At 49.9% G+C, this 14391-nt stretch carries 15 protein-coding genes; 5 read left to right on the top strand and 10 right to left on the bottom strand.

What is annotated here, in order from left to right:
• Positions 1–59: 59 nt before the first annotated feature.
• The 6 genes from BTA51_RS22460 to BTA51_RS22435 form a co-directional block, all read right to left on the bottom strand.
• Positions 60–590, bottom strand: coding sequence for a response regulator (locus tag BTA51_RS22460; protein ID WP_094711328.1), 531 nt, complete (start codon positions 588–590; stop codon positions 60–62).
• 2 nt (positions 591–592) lie between these two features.
• The gene (locus BTA51_RS22455) at positions 593–1960 is read right to left on the bottom strand and encodes an HD domain-containing phosphohydrolase (RefSeq protein WP_094711327.1); all 1368 of its coding nucleotides are present in this window, start codon (positions 1958–1960) and stop codon (positions 593–595) included.
• Between the two features lie 4 nt (positions 1961–1964).
• Positions 1965–3824, bottom strand: a complete 1860-nt coding sequence (locus BTA51_RS22450; protein WP_094711326.1) for an ATP-binding protein — start codon at positions 3822–3824, stop codon at positions 1965–1967.
• 26 nt (positions 3825–3850) lie between these two features.
• Positions 3851–4690, bottom strand: a complete 840-nt coding sequence (locus tag BTA51_RS22445) for an HDOD domain-containing protein (protein WP_094711325.1) — start codon at positions 4688–4690, stop codon at positions 3851–3853.
• A gap of 36 nt (positions 4691–4726) precedes the next feature.
• The gene (locus BTA51_RS22440; RefSeq protein WP_246841137.1) at positions 4727–5572 is read right to left on the bottom strand and encodes a response regulator; all 846 of its coding nucleotides are present in this window, start codon (positions 5570–5572) and stop codon (positions 4727–4729) included.
• Between the two features lie 140 nt (positions 5573–5712).
• Complete coding sequence (locus BTA51_RS22435; protein ID WP_094711324.1) at positions 5713–6141, bottom strand: hypothetical protein; 429 nt, start codon at positions 6139–6141, stop codon at positions 5713–5715.
• A 218-nt stretch (positions 6142–6359) separates the two neighbouring features.
• On the opposite strand from BTA51_RS22435, the gene BTA51_RS22430 reads away from it, so the two are divergent.
• The 5 genes from BTA51_RS22430 to trmL all read left to right on the top strand — a co-directional run bounded on the left by BTA51_RS22430 (position 6360) and on the right by trmL (position 10186).
• Entirely contained in the window at positions 6360–6728 is a 369-nt protein-coding gene (locus tag BTA51_RS22430; protein ID WP_094711323.1) for a response regulator, read from the top strand.
• A 3-nt stretch (positions 6729–6731) separates the two neighbouring features.
• Positions 6732–7334 carry a chemotaxis protein CheC gene (locus BTA51_RS22425; RefSeq protein ID WP_094711322.1) on the top strand — a complete coding sequence of 201 codons (603 nt, stop codon included), beginning with the start codon at positions 6732–6734 and terminating at the stop codon, positions 7332–7334.
• 92 nt (positions 7335–7426) lie between these two features.
• A complete protein-coding gene (locus BTA51_RS22420) occupies positions 7427–8740 on the top strand; it encodes an ATP-binding protein (protein WP_094711321.1) in 1314 nt (437 codons plus the stop codon).
• 87 nt (positions 8741–8827) lie between these two features.
• Positions 8828–9550, top strand: a complete 723-nt coding sequence (locus BTA51_RS22415) for a hypothetical protein (RefSeq protein ID WP_094711320.1) — start codon at positions 8828–8830, stop codon at positions 9548–9550.
• 171 nt (positions 9551–9721) lie between these two features.
• Positions 9722–10186 carry a tRNA (uridine(34)/cytosine(34)/5-carboxymethylaminomethyluridine(34)-2'-O)-methyltransferase TrmL gene (trmL, locus tag BTA51_RS22410; protein ID WP_094711319.1) on the top strand — a complete coding sequence of 155 codons (465 nt, stop codon included), beginning with the start codon at positions 9722–9724 and terminating at the stop codon, positions 10184–10186.
• On the opposite strand, the gene BTA51_RS30265 is transcribed toward trmL, so the two are convergent.
• The 4 genes from BTA51_RS30265 to BTA51_RS30810 form a co-directional block, all read right to left on the bottom strand.
• Entirely contained in the window at positions 10183–11133 is a 951-nt protein-coding gene (locus BTA51_RS30265; protein WP_094711318.1) for a hypothetical protein, read from the bottom strand. The two genes, trmL and BTA51_RS30265, sit on opposite strands and share 4 nt — an antisense overlap.
• Positions 11134–11651: 518 nt before the next feature.
• Positions 11652–12638, bottom strand: a complete 987-nt coding sequence (locus tag BTA51_RS22400; RefSeq protein WP_246841136.1) for a cytochrome d ubiquinol oxidase subunit II — start codon at positions 12636–12638, stop codon at positions 11652–11654.
• Entirely contained in the window at positions 12639–14084 is a 1446-nt protein-coding gene (locus tag BTA51_RS22395; RefSeq protein ID WP_094711317.1) for a cytochrome ubiquinol oxidase subunit I, read from the bottom strand. It lies immediately after the preceding gene.
• Positions 14077–14202, bottom strand: coding sequence for a hypothetical protein (locus BTA51_RS30810; RefSeq protein WP_256385751.1), 126 nt, complete (start codon positions 14200–14202; stop codon positions 14077–14079). The genes BTA51_RS22395 and BTA51_RS30810 overlap by 8 nt, the downstream gene beginning before the upstream one ends.
• Positions 14203–14391 lie beyond the last annotated feature (189 nt).

Here is a 14391-nt window from a genome sequence, read left to right as displayed (position 1 = left end):
CGTGAATGGGGCTCAATATGAAACCTCTGGGCGCACCAGTGAGTGCGCCCTTTATGACCTCAGGAATCCTCATCCAATAGATTAATGCTTCCGTCATCGTTCCAGTGGACCTGGGTAATACCAGGCGACACACGCTCCAGTCTCTGAAGCTCATCCAGGTGCTTGCGCAACGCTTTTTTCTGGTCTCTTACAAGTTCAGCCAGACGCCGGTTTTCCTTTTCCAGCTCATTGTATTTGAGTGCATTTTCCAACGTCATGATCAGCTCGCTGTCATTCCAAGGCTTGGATATAAAGCGATAGACTTCGGCCTGGTTAATAGCCCCCATAACACCCGCCAAATCTGCCTGGCCGCTTAATAGAATTCTTAGCGCATCCGGCACCACGGTCTTCAGCAGGTTCAAGAGTTCCACCCCATCCATGTCCGGTAAACGATAATCTGAGATAATGATGTCCACTTCGTTGAATCGCAGTTCAGCCAGCGCCGTATGCGGATCGCTGAAGGTCAGGACCTCCCACCCCTGCTTACGCAATGTACGTCGAAGAGAGTTCAGAATGTTCTCTTCATCATCAATGATCGCGATCCTAACCATACTCAGGCTCCAGATGTGATTTTTCGGATATATACGCTGATTTTGCGTTGCTCGGCTTTCTCCAGCATGATGATCTTTTCAATGATATTAGTCGTCAGTTTATACCCCTTGGCGAACAACAGAATACCGTTACTGTTGATCAGATCACGGGACAGAGTCATGCCAGGTTCCAGAGCCGTAGACGGTAGTAACCGTTCATAGGGTAAGACTTTATCTGGAGAATATTCAGCGACCAGGGGTTCCAGACACTTCACCACTACCGGATCATATTTTTTACCGGCTGAAGCCGATATGTAATCGTAAGCCGCCTCCTTGGTGAGGGTTTCGGTTTTCATCAAACCACTTTGCAGGCCGATAAAATCTCTCACAACCCGGATAATCCGGGCGCCGACCGGAATTTCCTCTTCCTTTAACTTGCTGGGAAAACCAGTGCCATCCATATATTCTGCATGGCAGCGTATCAGATGAGCTGTGGGTTCAAGCTCATCAATGGCCATCAGAGCCATTTCTCCCAGGATCGGATAACGGACGTATTCGGGAATATCCTTGCGGGTCAATTTCGCCTCTGCCCGACTCAGAATTTCATCGGACAGGCTGAGCTTCCCAAGTTCATGCAAAAGACCCGCATAGTAAATATGCTTCACATCGTGTTCTGACAATTTCATCGCCAGGGCAATGGAGCGGGAAAGGTCCGCCACACTCTGGGCATGTCCTTTGATCAGTCCCCTGCTGGATATGAAAGAGGAGAACACCCGGACAAAAGCGTCATAACTATCCTTGAGCTGTTGGTAGGAAAGCTCCAGCATGTCCGCAGTCTGCCTGACTTCTTCCGTACGGGCTTCCACCATGAGTTCAAGGTTACGGTTAAATTCCTGCAGCTCATCATTCTGCTTGCGGGTAACCTCCAGCAGATGTTTCTTTTCCCGTTCAAGGCGTCTGATGCGCAGGCCTTCCTCAATGATTTCCAGCAGCTCATCACCGTCCCAGGGTTTGCTGATATAGCGGTAAATTCCCCCTTCATTCAATGCGGAAATCGTGGCTGAAATATCCGAATGACCGGTCAACAGCATGCGCACCGTCTGCGGCCATTTTTCACGGACAATGGCCAGAAACTGAGCCCCATCCATTCCCGGCATCCGCATATCGGAAACCACCAGATCGATACGCTTCTGCTCTAGAACCTTTATCCCCTCATCGCCGCTTGCGGCAAAATGACATTGGAAGTTCTGCTTGCGTAACAGCCTCTGCAGGGAGGAAAGAATGCTCGGCTCATCATCCACAAACAGGACCTGATCCATTTCTTCCTCAGTAGCAGAGAATACAGCCTCTTCAGAGGCCAGGTTGCTCGATGATGAGGAAATCTGGTGCATGACCCTAACCTTTTTTTGGTTGCACTATTGGCAGGTAGACCTTGAAAGTAGTTCCCTTCCCCGGTGTACTGTCGACTTCAATGCGTCCCTGATGCTTGTTCACGATACCGTAGGACAGGGCTAACCCCAGGCCGGTGCCGCGACCGACAGGTTTGGTGGTAAAAAACGGGTCAAACAGTTTTTCGAGATTCTCCTTGGGTATGCCCTGTCCATTGTCTTCCACTGACAGGCATACCTGATCTCCTTCCACTATCGTTCTGATAACGATCTGCCCTTGTTGTTCGATGGCATGGCCGGCATTCACGAGGAGATTGAGAATAACCTGCCCGATCTGGGATTCCACCATCTCAACTTCCGGGATATCGCCATATTCTTTGATGACCGTTACCCGGTGCTTCAACTCGTTATTCACAATATTCAGTGTCTGATCAATCGTCCGGTGCAGATCAGCGATGGTATATTCCCCGGTGTCGGGACGGGAGAAATCCTTCAGTGACTGGATAATTTGTCGTACCCGGTGAATCCCATCCTTAGACTCAGCAATGAGATCCTGTACGTCGCTGCGGATATAGTCCGCCTCATACTGGTGCTCCAGTTCACCAATGCGGGCCTTCAGGCGATCAGGATCACCGCCATCATGCTCCACACTCTTCTTGATTTCATCCAGCAACTCAAACATGGCATCAACATAGTCCGACAACGTGGAAATGTTGGAACTCACATAACCCACAGGGTTATTGATCTCATGTGCGACCCCGGCAGCGAGCTGCCCAATCGAGGCCAGCTTCTCCGATTGGACCAGTTTGGACGTGGTGTCCTTGAGTTTCTGAATGAGCTTTTCCTGCTCCTTGCGCTCCGCGTCCAGTTCCTGATGCCGGCTTTCCAGTCTTCGCAGCAGGATATTCTTTTCCAACCCGTAGTAGACCTGGGTAATCAGCTGGGAGAGCAATATTTCATCCAACTGGGAGTAGCCGCTCTCCTCTCCGTTTTTCAGCACATAGAGAACACAGTTGAGTTGCTTGTTATCCGTAAAAACTGGATAAGCCACCATATGTCTGACGGGTTTGTAGTCCCCGGAAACCGGATTGACGTTGAAGTCGTTGAATCTGCGGGTTTCGGCAGGGGCTAATACCGAATCCCGCCCCAACTGATCCGCCACGGCTTCGATGAACTCCTTCTGGGTTTTACGAACCAGCCACCGGTCAGGTTGTTCCTGACCTTCGGGTTGACCGGCATCCACTCCAGAATTGTCAATCCCTCCAACAGTTTCCTCCCTTCTGACACAAATTCTGATTGCCGAAGCAATCGACTGGGAAACCAGTTCTGCCCGGGTCAGGAGTTCCAGATAAAATTCGTCGTTGTCTTCGTCGACATTTTTGATCCATTCCTGCGCCTCAGCCCATATGGCCTGGAACCTGATATGCCGCTGCATATCCATTATGTGACTTTGCAGATCCTGGCTGAAGCTGAGCATTCCCATCGCCACCAGGGCAATGGTCAGCTTATCCCGCAGTTCTCTTTCAAAGGTAAATTCGCTACCGCCGAATAACAGGATACTGCTGAAGTAGTTATCCCCCAGATCAATTTTTGAAGCCCATCCGCACCCAGGGCTATTATTCGAGACATATTCAAAGCTTTCCCATTGACCTTCCACTGCTTTATGTGCAAGGGCGATGATCTCCCGCTCTCCCAACTCCAACGACTCACAAGAGCTTCCCGGTAACTTCAACAACCGATTCCCACCGGGTTCCACCCAATACCAACATAAATTGAAGTGAGAATGCTCCCTCAACAATTCATCCAGAAAGGCTTCAATATTGATCTCACCACTTTTCAGATATTTGGCAAAAGTTTCGAGCAACATACTCCGGTACCGGTTCTGTAATTCTCTTACTTATTGCTGGAGAAGAATTCTCCAGCCAGTTCCATATATAGCCGTTGGGCAGCCATAATCAGATTCGGCAGTTCCGCCAGATCGACGCCACAGGGCTCCAGTTCACACTCCTCAACCCTGTTCAAGCGTACTCCGGATACCAGCGGCCCCATAGTGCCGGAGGTCAAAACATCCGCCAGAGTCACAATCATTCCCTCCAATCCGGCCTCCGCCATGGGGCTGGAAATATTGTCGACAATGGCTTTGGGAAACGACCAGATATCCAACACAATTCCGGTTAACTCCTGGTGATCTTTTCCCATGGCAGCCCGCTCAACTTCCAACAGGTTTCGCTGCTCCGCTTCGGCCACTTTCATGCAATGTTGAAGCTGGTCCGTATACAGATAATCCATCAGCACCATGCCCAGGTTGTAAAACAGTCCGGAGGTAAATCCCACCTGGAAATCGAGCTTGAGGTGCTTGTATATCACTTGTGCGATGGACGCCGTCATCAGGCCATGCAGCCAGATTTTGTCGTAGTCGAGGCGGCTATCCTGTTTGGGGTTATTGAATCGGGCCAGGACGACAAGGGTATAAACCAGGTTTCGAATGGTATTGGCTCCAAGAATCACGCAGGCCATTTCCACATCCTTGACCTCTCGGGGAAATCCATAAAACGAACTGTTCGCCAGATGCAGCAGGCGTGCAGACAGAATGGGATCAAGCTTCACCTTCTGGGCAATCAACTTGAGATCACTGACTCCATCCTCCATCATCTGGATGACTGCTTCAATTTCCGGATTCGGAGATGATAGCTCGGAGAGTCTGGTTTTGACTTCTTTAATATCCCAACTCATGTTTTTCACCTTCCATAAGTCTTCCGGGGTGTATGGTCATAGTGCGATTCCTACAATGACAGTACCGGAAATATTGAAGTTACCCGAAAATCGTTTCATCAGAACACGATAATCCCGGGCCCCGAACATGGTGACAAACTCAGAAATCGAGTTTGCCACCTCCCCCTCCATCAAATTGTAATAGGCCTCAACGATATTGCCGGGTAACGAGCCGTCCAGCGGCATTCCGACAATTTTTAAAGGCTCCAGCAGACTGTCGGCAATGGAATTGGCCTCAACCACGATGCCTTCATCTGAGACGCCGAAAACGGCTATCGGTATCTGATCCAGAATTTCCTGTGAGACCCTCAGAGAACGCATCTTCACCAGCAATTCCCGATGCTGCTCTTCAACTTTCTCTTCAAGATTACGGTTCAATTCAGCCAATTGCTGGTTAAGACGTTCATTACGGGTTTTCAGGTGATAAATGGACATTGCCTCCCGGATGTGACCCAACAGTTTGTCGTCATCCCAGGGCTTCAGTAAGAACTTGAAGATAGCTCCATCATTGATGGCATTGGTAATGCTTTCCAGCTCGGTATAACCACTCATGATGAGCCGGATAGTACGTGGATATAGAGTTTTGACCTGCAAAAATAGTTCAGACCCGGTCATGCCGGGCATTCTTTGGTCTGAAAGGATGACGGATACCGGCGTGGTATTCAGCACTTCCAGGGCCTCAGCCCCCGAAGTCGCGGTAATAATCTGATAGTCTTCCCGCCGGAACAACCGCTTGAGCGAACGAAGGATATTCTCCTCGTCGTCAACAATAAGCAATGTAGACAAGTCAGTTTCTTCCACAATGAGATCCCTTTCTCCGTGTGGTTGCGCTATAGCGCCCATGGCATTCTGCAGTCTCCCTGATAATCGACTACAAGCCTCCTTCCGTGAGGCCTACTCCCACACTCCCCACGCGGGGCAATATGAGAAAATACTCTTCTTAATTAGTGTAGTTGGCCGCCAACCGACTGCAACCAAATTGATCAGATATCAGGCAAATCCTTTAAATATGTGCTCAGCAGCACAGATTCCTGTCCGTTGACCAGCTTACGTAATTCCACCTTTGCCGTTTCTACCGCAATTCCTTTGTCCTGAAGCATGACCACCAACTCGTCAAATCTATCACGAAGTTTCCGGCTATCATCGGAATGCCCCCGCCGGTCTCCACAGAATTCCATCAGAGAAGAACCGCAGGCACAGTTACGGAAAACTTCCACGACCACTTCGCCGTCTTCCTCTGTTACTTCTTTAAAGCCACTCCCTGAAAGACCACAGGGCACAGTCTGGGTAACAAATTCCTCAATGTTCTGGTATACCCGGCCACAGCAAACACAGCGCTTGGGAAACGAATAAGCCGCCAGGCTTCTAAGGCCAGAGGTTAACGCATTGTCCTGTTCCAGGTCAGAAGACATAACGTCCCCTCCATGATTGTCATTCCCTGTATTCTATTGTCGTCTGGAGTGACACATTCAGTGTTCAGGCGCTCCATCAACGCCATTTGGATTCATTAGATATAACGCTCGATGTCCAATACTGCAAGTCAGCCGGCCATTCATTACAAGCCGGCGGGACTACGTATCTGAAACTCTTGTCTATACTAATAAGTCAGGACGGTGTAGGGAGGACATCTATGACCATGCATATTGTCATTGCTGACGATTCATCACTATCTCGCAAAATGGTCATGAAAGCATTGCCATCGAATCTGAAGGATGTGGAAATCACTTTTGCCAGGAATGGGAAGGAAGCTCTGGACGCATACCATTGCGGCAAAGCGGACGTGATGTTCCTGGATCTGACCATGCCGGAAATGGACGGTTATACGGTACTCAAATCACTGAAGGAAATTGATGCCAATACCATTGTTATTGTGATCAGCGCTGACATTCAGCCGGAAGCCCAGCAGCGGGTGAAAGCGTTGGGGGCTGCGAGTTTTATTGGCAAACCGGTCACTACCGACGTTCTGCGTCAGCGTATCCGGGAAATTGGTCTGCTGTGAATCATGTTTACCCAGGAGCAGCTTGACGCATTACAGGAGATCATCAATATCGCCATGGGCCAGGGCGCCGACCGTCTGGCCAGGTTGATAGAAACCTTTGTTGTGCTTTCCGTCCCCCGGCTCTATGCCGTGAAAGGCAGCGATGATATGCATGAAGCTCATCAGCAGATATCCAAGCAACCGGTCATCACTACCCGTCAATCTTTTATTGGCCCCTTCAGAGGGGAAGTACTGGTCATTTTTGGAATGAATGGCGCTAATGAACTGGCGGAGCTGATGGGATACGTGGACGATGGCGAAGCACAGATCAAAGAAGAGTTGATTCTCGATTTAACTAATCTCCTGGTCGGCGCATGCATTTCTGGAATCTGCGAACAGCTGCACCTGGAACAGTCCACGTTTTCTTCTCCGACACTATTTTTTGAGGGTGAAACCCTGAACTCATTTATCCAGGGAACAGCCCTGAAGGATTCAAAGGCCCTGCTGGTGGAAATTCAATTCAGGATTGAGTCCCACGCTTTTGCCTGCGAGCTTTTGATATGCATATCCAACACATCCATCAAAGCCGTATCCGATGCGGTGGACCGCTTGATTGACAGTGTTTGAAAACTTGATTGATCGTGTTTGAAAAAAGTAGATGTTTGACAGGTTGAGACCGATTGAATTCTTGAACAAGGTAACAGAGACAGGGATGCAACATGATTCCGGACCCAAACTACTTTGAAGGCATTATCCAGCGACTCAATACCGGGATTGTCATTGTTGACCAGGTAGGCCACATTCAGTTCTGGAATCAATTCATGAAACTGAACAGCGGCCACGACCGGGAAGATGTATTGGGCAAAAGCATCTATGACATCTTCCCTGAAATTCCGCAAAGCTGGTTTCAAAAGAAAATCGACACGGTGTATACCCTGCAACACATGGCCTTCACTGACTGGAAAAAAAGGCCTTATGTATTTCGTTTTCCTACCACGCGGCCGATCACCGGCGAAGTCGAGTTCATGTACCAGAACTGCACTTTCAGCCCTTTGCTTGATGAAGAGAAAAAGGTGGCCGGTGTCCTGATAGTTGTGACCGATATTACCGAAGTGGCAGAACAGACACTTGCCATGCAACGTCTTACCAACAGCCTGGAACGCGAGAAACGCGAACAGCAAAAACTGATCACCAAGCTTGAGGAGGCCCAAAACCAGCTGCTGCAATCAGAGAAAATGGCCGCCATAGGTCAACTGGCAGCCGGTGTTGCTCATGAAATCAACAACCCGACGGGCTTCGTCTACTCCAACATGGGATCACTGGGACACATGGTGGAAGATCTGATGGCCGTGATTGATGTCTACGAAGATCAGCTATGCCGCAACGGAGTACCGGAAGCTCAGGAAGCCGTTCGGCAAGCAAAGGAAAAGTATGATTTTGACTACCTGAAGGAAGATCTGGTCAGTCTGGTAAAAGAGTCCAAAGATGGTATCGAGAGAATCAAACGAATCGTCGAAGACCTGAAGGGCTTTTCCCATGTCGGTGAGTCTGAGTGGCAGATGGCAGATATCCACAAGGGACTTGATAGCACCCTGAACGTGGTGTGGAACGAAGTGAAGTATAAAGCCGAGGTAGAGAAACACTTTGAGGATTTGCCGGAGATAGAATGTATTCCTTCACAGATTAATCAGGTATTCATGAATCTGGTGGTCAATGCAGCGCACTCCATCGAAAAGAAAGGCAAAATTACCATCTGTACCGGACAGCGTGGCGACCAGATCTTTATATCAGTGGCTGATACCGGATGCGGAATCTCGCAGGAGCACCTTAACCGTATCTTCGAACCCTTTTTCACCACCAAACCTGTGGGCAAAGGTACCGGGCTGGGATTGTCAGTGTCCTACAACATCATCAAGAAACATCACGGGCATATCGAAGTGAACAGCACACCGGGAGAAGGCACCAAGTTTGTCCTCTGGTTACCGGTTAAGCAGCCCGAAATCGAAACAGAACAGGAAGCAGCGCAGTCATAACACATTTGGCATTTTGTCGAGTTGGCTCTTTACTCCTCTCAGGCAATGTATTGATCAATCAATTAAAAGATGGCCAGGAATCCAGACATGGCGAATATCAATATCAGTTACATCTTTCGCTTCGAAGACGGGTCAGAGAATACCTTTAAACTGCATCTCGATGATAACTCGGCAGAGATGATTGACCCCAAGCATCATGAGGGTCCGGAATGGACTCAACTTGATTACCACAAATGCCCCCATTGTCCGCTGGACGACGGGCAGCACCAATACTGCCCTGCCGCCTTGAGCCTGGTGGACTGCGTAGATGCCAGTGCTTCTCTCATGTCCTACGATCAGGTCTCGCTGGAAGTCCGGGTGGACAAAAAGGTCATTACCACAGATTCCACCGTGCAGAAGGGCCTGAGCTCCCTCATCGGACTGTTACTCTCCTCCAGCGGATGTCCCTATCTGGGTTTCTTCAAGCCAATGGGCAGGCAACACCTGCCGCTGGCTTCAGAGAAAGACACCGTCTTCCGGGCAGTGGGCATGTACCTGCTCGCCCAATACTATCTGATGGAATCCGGGGCGACGCCGGACCTGACCCTGAAGGGGCTGAAAACCATTTATGAAAAGCTCCAGATAGTCAATCTACACCTGGCAAACCGCTTGAGAGATGCGACGGAAACAGATTCATCCGTCAATGCCGTCATTCTCCTGGATCTGTTCAGCAAAGCAGTGCCCATGGTCATAGAAGACAAGCTGGAAGATATCCATGGCTGGTTCAGTCACTACCACTCTGCACTATTTACTGACATTCTGAATGAATAGACGGCACACATGCCTGCATGCCCTTCTTTCAACGGCACCCTTCCTTCTTGCTTGCATGTATTTCTCTCTTAGCATGTCTTTCTCTCCTTGCACAGCTATCTCTCCTTGCATAGCCACCTCTTAATAGAAACAATAGGCGGGTTTTGATCTTACTCAACCGACGTACTTCCTATGCTGCATATTGTTCTGTTCCAACCTGAAATTCCCCCTAACACGGGAAATGTTATCCGGCTATGCGCCAACTGCGGTTTCCAGCTGCATTTGATTGAACCGCTGGGTTTTATCTGGGATGACAAACGCCTGCAAAGGGCTGGTCTGGATTACCACGAATATGCCGCCGTCGTGCGTCATGAGAGCTATCCGAAATTTCTTGAATCGGTAAACCCTAATCGGGTCTTCGCGTTATCGACCCGTGGTAAACGTTATTACCATGAAGTGGCATTTGCTCAAGGAGATGCATTGGTTTTCGGGCCGGAAACAAGGGGTTTGCCGCAGAATTTCCTGGATGACCTGGGAACAGAACATTGCCTGCGCATCCCGATGAAAGCCTCCAGCCGCAGCCTGAATTTATCAAACACTGTCGCACTGGTGGCATACGAAGCCTGGCGTCAACTGGGATTTGAAGGTGGGCTTTAAGAGCCTACAGCGAATTTCGGATCTCTCTTCGGCGATCCTGGCAGATCTTTCGGCGCAACCTCTTTCGACTCATCCACCTGGGGGGAGGTTGCCTTTATCATTTCCCGAGCACTATCTATTTCCCGAGCACTATCTATAGTATTCCGAGCACTATCTATAGGTTCCCGAACATCATCCGCAGACGACAAGACCCGATGGTGATCAGTGCCGCTGTCAAAAGACTCAGTATATTGCTCAGGATAACCTGAGTCGGGTCCGTCCATAGAGAAGAAGTCACCAATATAGTCGCTCAAGGCATTATCAACCGAGCTGAAAGACTCCTGTTCAGATTCACATTCAGCATCGTTCAAATGGTCGGATTTTTGCGTATTCTCAACGCCCATCGCAGCGTCAGGAACCTGGTCAGACTCGGTGTGTTCCTGTCGATCTGTTTCACTCTTTCTGTTTTCATCCAGATGGGTAAACAAATCGGCCAAATGGGAAAATCTTTCTGCCAGAGGTAGCACTTCCTCAACGGGAAGTGTTGCTTGGTCGGCTCCTTCCGGCGAACTCTCAACGACAGCCTGAGGATCCGATGCAGACTCTTCCTGAGTGACGGCAGCCGTCTCAGCTTCTATCTGATCAACAGCTTCTATCTGATCAACAGCTTCTACCTGATCGACATCGGCTGCTTCAGGTTCATCAAGGCTGTTCATGGTTGAGTGGATGAGTTCCACCATTTCACGTATTTCCCGCTCCATCACAGGAATGTCGTATACCGGATCAGGCTTGGAGTCATCGACTGGCTTGCGGGGAACTGAAGAGGTTTCCGGGATATTGAAAAACTGATGTGTGTGAGCTTTGTCTTCCAGCAAAGATTGCCGGTAAGTGCTGTGAAGACGATAGAAAAGGAATGCCACAAGACAGAAAGTCAGAACTTCAAGCAGATGTATAAATAGAGACATCATAACGGCTTCTATACAGCAATCTGGTCATCATGCAACCTGCAAGCAGGCTTCGCGCAGCTTACCGGTTAACGTTCATCTGAAAAGCAAACTCCGCAATGAGTTCTGGTGCGGGACTGTTGAGCGGTACACAAACAGCCCCTGAAAAATATCAAAGATCAAAACATTAACAAATGCCACGTTAATATAACCGTGTACGATATGCAAATTTTGACATAGGCCATATGACCTAAAAACGGGATATATGCTCTACCTGCTGAAAATCCTGCGCTGGAAAGCCGGAAACTTAATATCTAAGCACCGAAGATCCAGCCAGGAAACCCAAACACAGGCATAACTAAACATGAGAAATCCAGGCGCTGGGGATCAAAGCATCCCCAGCCCAAAGCGAACCATCGAAGCCGCAAGTAACATAATCACCACACCTCCGACATAGAGGGCACATGCGGCCCCCCATTCAGTCTTCAATACTCCCTGCAGTCGTTTTTGAGGCAACCGGCCCATTAGTAGCTGTCTCCCATTTAATAACCATCCTCCATGCGTGTCTTACCGGCAAATACCCGGTAGTTGTATATGTTGTAGCCGATGACAACCGGGAGCAGCAGTACGATTCCCACCAGGGCAAATATCAAAGTGCTTTCCGGCGCCAGCGCCTGCCATATCGTCAGCTGCCCAGGGACGATATAGGGGAACATGCCCGCAACCAGCCCGACAAATGACAACAGAAACAACAACATTGCTAACCCTAGCGGTTGCAGATCGTGTCCGTTCTTGTCTCCCAGCATTTTCCATAAGGACCAGCTCACCCAAGCGCAGAGAACCGGTACTGGAGCCAGCAGCAGAATACCGGGCATATGCAGCCAACGAGCTGCCACCTGAGGCTGGGTCAGCAACATCCCTAGACTTACCAATGCCAGAGAGACCAAGACACAAAGCAAGAGAATACGGGCCAATACCCGGCTCCTGGCAGCCATGCGTCCCTCACTTTTCCTGACCAGCCAGCAGCTGCCCAGCAGTCCATATCCGAACAACAGGCTCAAAGCTGTCAGCAAAGAGAAAGGCGTCAGCCACTCCAGTCTCCCCTGCTCTACTCCTCCCTGCACCAGAGTTCCCAGAATCAATCCCTGGCTCAAGGTGGCCAGAATCGAGCCGAAGCTGAAGCTGAAATTCCACCAACCGCGGCTGGTATCGGATTTGAAATAGAACTCAAAAGCTACACCCCGGAATATCAAGGCAATCAGCATCAGAATGATAGGTAGATACAGTTCAGACAAAACCAGTGAATATGCCTTAGGGAAAGCCACAAACAGCGCCACGCCCCCAAATACCAGCCATGTCTGGTTGCTGTCCCAAAGATGAGAAAGGCTTTTTACCGCCAGCGCGCGGTCTTCATCCCGTTCCAGCCAGGGGGCAACGACACCAACGCCCAGTGAGAAGCCGTCCAACAGCACATACATCAGAACACCGCAGGCAATTAAAGCCAGATAAACCAGCGCCAGATCCATCATTCAGCCCTCCTGTCCAGATTTGTTCAAGGCAGTGCTAATGCCTTCAGCAGACTCCCCCTCACGACCGTGGTAGTCAGGGTTAAGAGTGACGGGAAGAAGATCCTCAGAAGAGGTAACGCTGTTTTTCTCGCCTGCGCCCCCGGAATCCGGCCCTTTGCGCACCAGTTTGCGCATGAAATATATATAAGTACCGAACAACAGGGTGTACACCACAACAAACAGCGCCAGGCTGGTGGCCACTTGCTCAGCCGGCAGGGGGGAAACAACATCCATCGTCCTCACCAGCCCCTGTACCAGCCAGGGTTGCCGACCGACCTCCACCACATACCATCCGGCCAGAGTGGCAATAACTCCGGCTGGAATCATTGCCACTGAGAAACGTAGTAACAGGGGATGATCATATAGACGCCCTTTCCAACGGGCATAGGCCCCCAATGCTCCCAGAGCCAGCATCAATAGCCCCAGCCCCACCATCAGCCGGAATCCATAAAACACTACCGCCACGGGGGGACGCTCGTCAGCCGGTACCGCATCCAACCCCTGAATTTCGCCGTCTGCTTCGTGGGTCAAAACCAGGCTCGCCACATTGGGAAGAACGACTTCATAGTGGTTGGTCGCATTTTCCTGATCCGGCACGGCAAACAACCGCAGCCCAACACCTGAATGGGTTTCCCATATCCCCTCCATTGCCGCCAGCTTCACCGGCTGGTGTTCAAGAACATTCAAGCCATGCATGTCGCCCACCAGAATCTGTACCGGAGCCAGTACCATCAGCGCCCACATGGCAAAAGACAGCCCGACTTTGGCAAACTCACGGTGTTTTCCACGCATTAGATAATAGGCATGCACACCGGCGATCAACAAAGAGGAAGACAGCAGACTTGCAAATACCATATGAAAATATCGATAGGGAAACGAGGGGTTAAAGATGATTTCCAGCCAGCTCTCAGGATGGAACTGCCCATCAACGATGGTGTAGCCCGCTGGAGTATGCAGCCAGGAGTTGGCTGCCAGTATCCAGAAAGCGGATAACAATGTCCCGACGGCCACGATCAGGGTTGCGGCGAAGTGTACTTTCGGAGAGACCTTCTTCCAGCCGAACAGCATAATGCCGAGAAACCCCGCTTCCAGGAAGAAAGCAGTGAGTACTTCATAAGATAATAATGGGCTTAATACCGGCCCGACAATTTCGGAGAATCGACTGAAATTTGTCCCGAATTCATAGGAAAGCACCACCCCGGACACGACCCCCATACCAAAGGTAATCGCAAAAGGTTTCTGCCAGAACCGGGCTTGTCGCAGATATATTTCCCGACCTGTTTTCAACCATAGCCCTTCCATGGTGGCCAGATAAACGGCCATCCCGATAGTCAGAGTTGGAAAAATGATGTGATAACTGATCGTAAAGGCGAACTGGATCCTGGATAATAGGGCCGCATCAAGCATTCTCACCTCCCGCATCCAGTTTTCCTGAATCACGGAACAGCCGCGGCAGGATGCAGAGTGTGCCTGCTACCAACACAATTGCAGATATTGCCAGTACTTCTGTAAACCAAATACCCATGTCAACTCCTCCCAAACATCATTCACAGCTTGCGGGACTATGCCCTGATTAATCTGTCTGCTCTGTCTATGGGTGAGCAAGTTCAGTGCCAGACACAAAACCACCCTGCACGCCTTGATTTAACGCAAATTTAATGGATTAATTCAGCCACAAATGTAAACTTCGTTTACGTTTTGGCATAGAGCACTG

This window comes from Hahella sp. CCB-MM4, from assembly GCF_002260525.1.
GTDB lineage: Bacteria > Pseudomonadota > Gammaproteobacteria > Pseudomonadales > Oleiphilaceae > Hahella.
This window is presented reverse-complemented; position numbering and strand designations above follow the sequence as displayed.

Excerpts from the sequence above, each read along its gene's own strand:
- BTA51_RS22400 (WP_246841136.1), bottom strand. The coding sequence starts at position 12,638 with ATGATGGATCTGGCGCTGGTTTATCTGGCTTTAATTGCCTGCGGTGTT.
- BTA51_RS22395 (WP_094711317.1), bottom strand. The coding sequence starts at position 14,084 with ATGCTTGATGCGGCCCTATTATCCAGGATCCAGTTCGCCTTTACGATC.
- BTA51_RS22450 (WP_094711326.1), bottom strand. The coding sequence starts at position 3,824 with ATGTTGCTCGAAACTTTTGCCAAATATCTGAAAAGTGGTGAGATCAAT.
- BTA51_RS22425 (WP_094711322.1), top strand. The coding sequence starts at position 6,732 with ATGTTTACCCAGGAGCAGCTTGACGCATTACAGGAGATCATCAATATC.
- BTA51_RS22435 (WP_094711324.1), bottom strand. The coding sequence starts at position 6,141 with ATGTCTTCTGACCTGGAACAGGACAATGCGTTAACCTCTGGCCTTAGA.
- BTA51_RS22415 (WP_094711320.1), top strand. The coding sequence starts at position 8,828 with ATGGCGAATATCAATATCAGTTACATCTTTCGCTTCGAAGACGGGTCA.
- BTA51_RS22430 (WP_094711323.1), top strand. The coding sequence starts at position 6,360 with ATGACCATGCATATTGTCATTGCTGACGATTCATCACTATCTCGCAAA.
- BTA51_RS22445 (WP_094711325.1), bottom strand. The coding sequence starts at position 4,690 with ATGAGTTGGGATATTAAAGAAGTCAAAACCAGACTCTCCGAGCTATCA.
- BTA51_RS22420 (WP_094711321.1), top strand. The coding sequence starts at position 7,427 with ATGATTCCGGACCCAAACTACTTTGAAGGCATTATCCAGCGACTCAAT.
- BTA51_RS22460 (WP_094711328.1), bottom strand. The coding sequence starts at position 590 with ATGGTTAGGATCGCGATCATTGATGATGAAGAGAACATTCTGAACTCT.
- trmL (WP_094711319.1), top strand. The coding sequence starts at position 9,722 with ATGCTGCATATTGTTCTGTTCCAACCTGAAATTCCCCCTAACACGGGA.
- BTA51_RS22440 (WP_246841137.1), bottom strand. The coding sequence starts at position 5,572 with ATGGGCGCTATAGCGCAACCACACGGAGAAAGGGATCTCATTGTGGAA.
- BTA51_RS22455 (WP_094711327.1), bottom strand. The coding sequence starts at position 1,960 with ATGCACCAGATTTCCTCATCATCGAGCAACCTGGCCTCTGAAGAGGCT.
- BTA51_RS30810 (WP_256385751.1), bottom strand. The coding sequence starts at position 14,202 with ATGGGTATTTGGTTTACAGAAGTACTGGCAATATCTGCAATTGTGTTG.
- BTA51_RS30265 (WP_094711318.1), bottom strand. The coding sequence starts at position 11,133 with ATGATGTCTCTATTTATACATCTGCTTGAAGTTCTGACTTTCTGTCTT.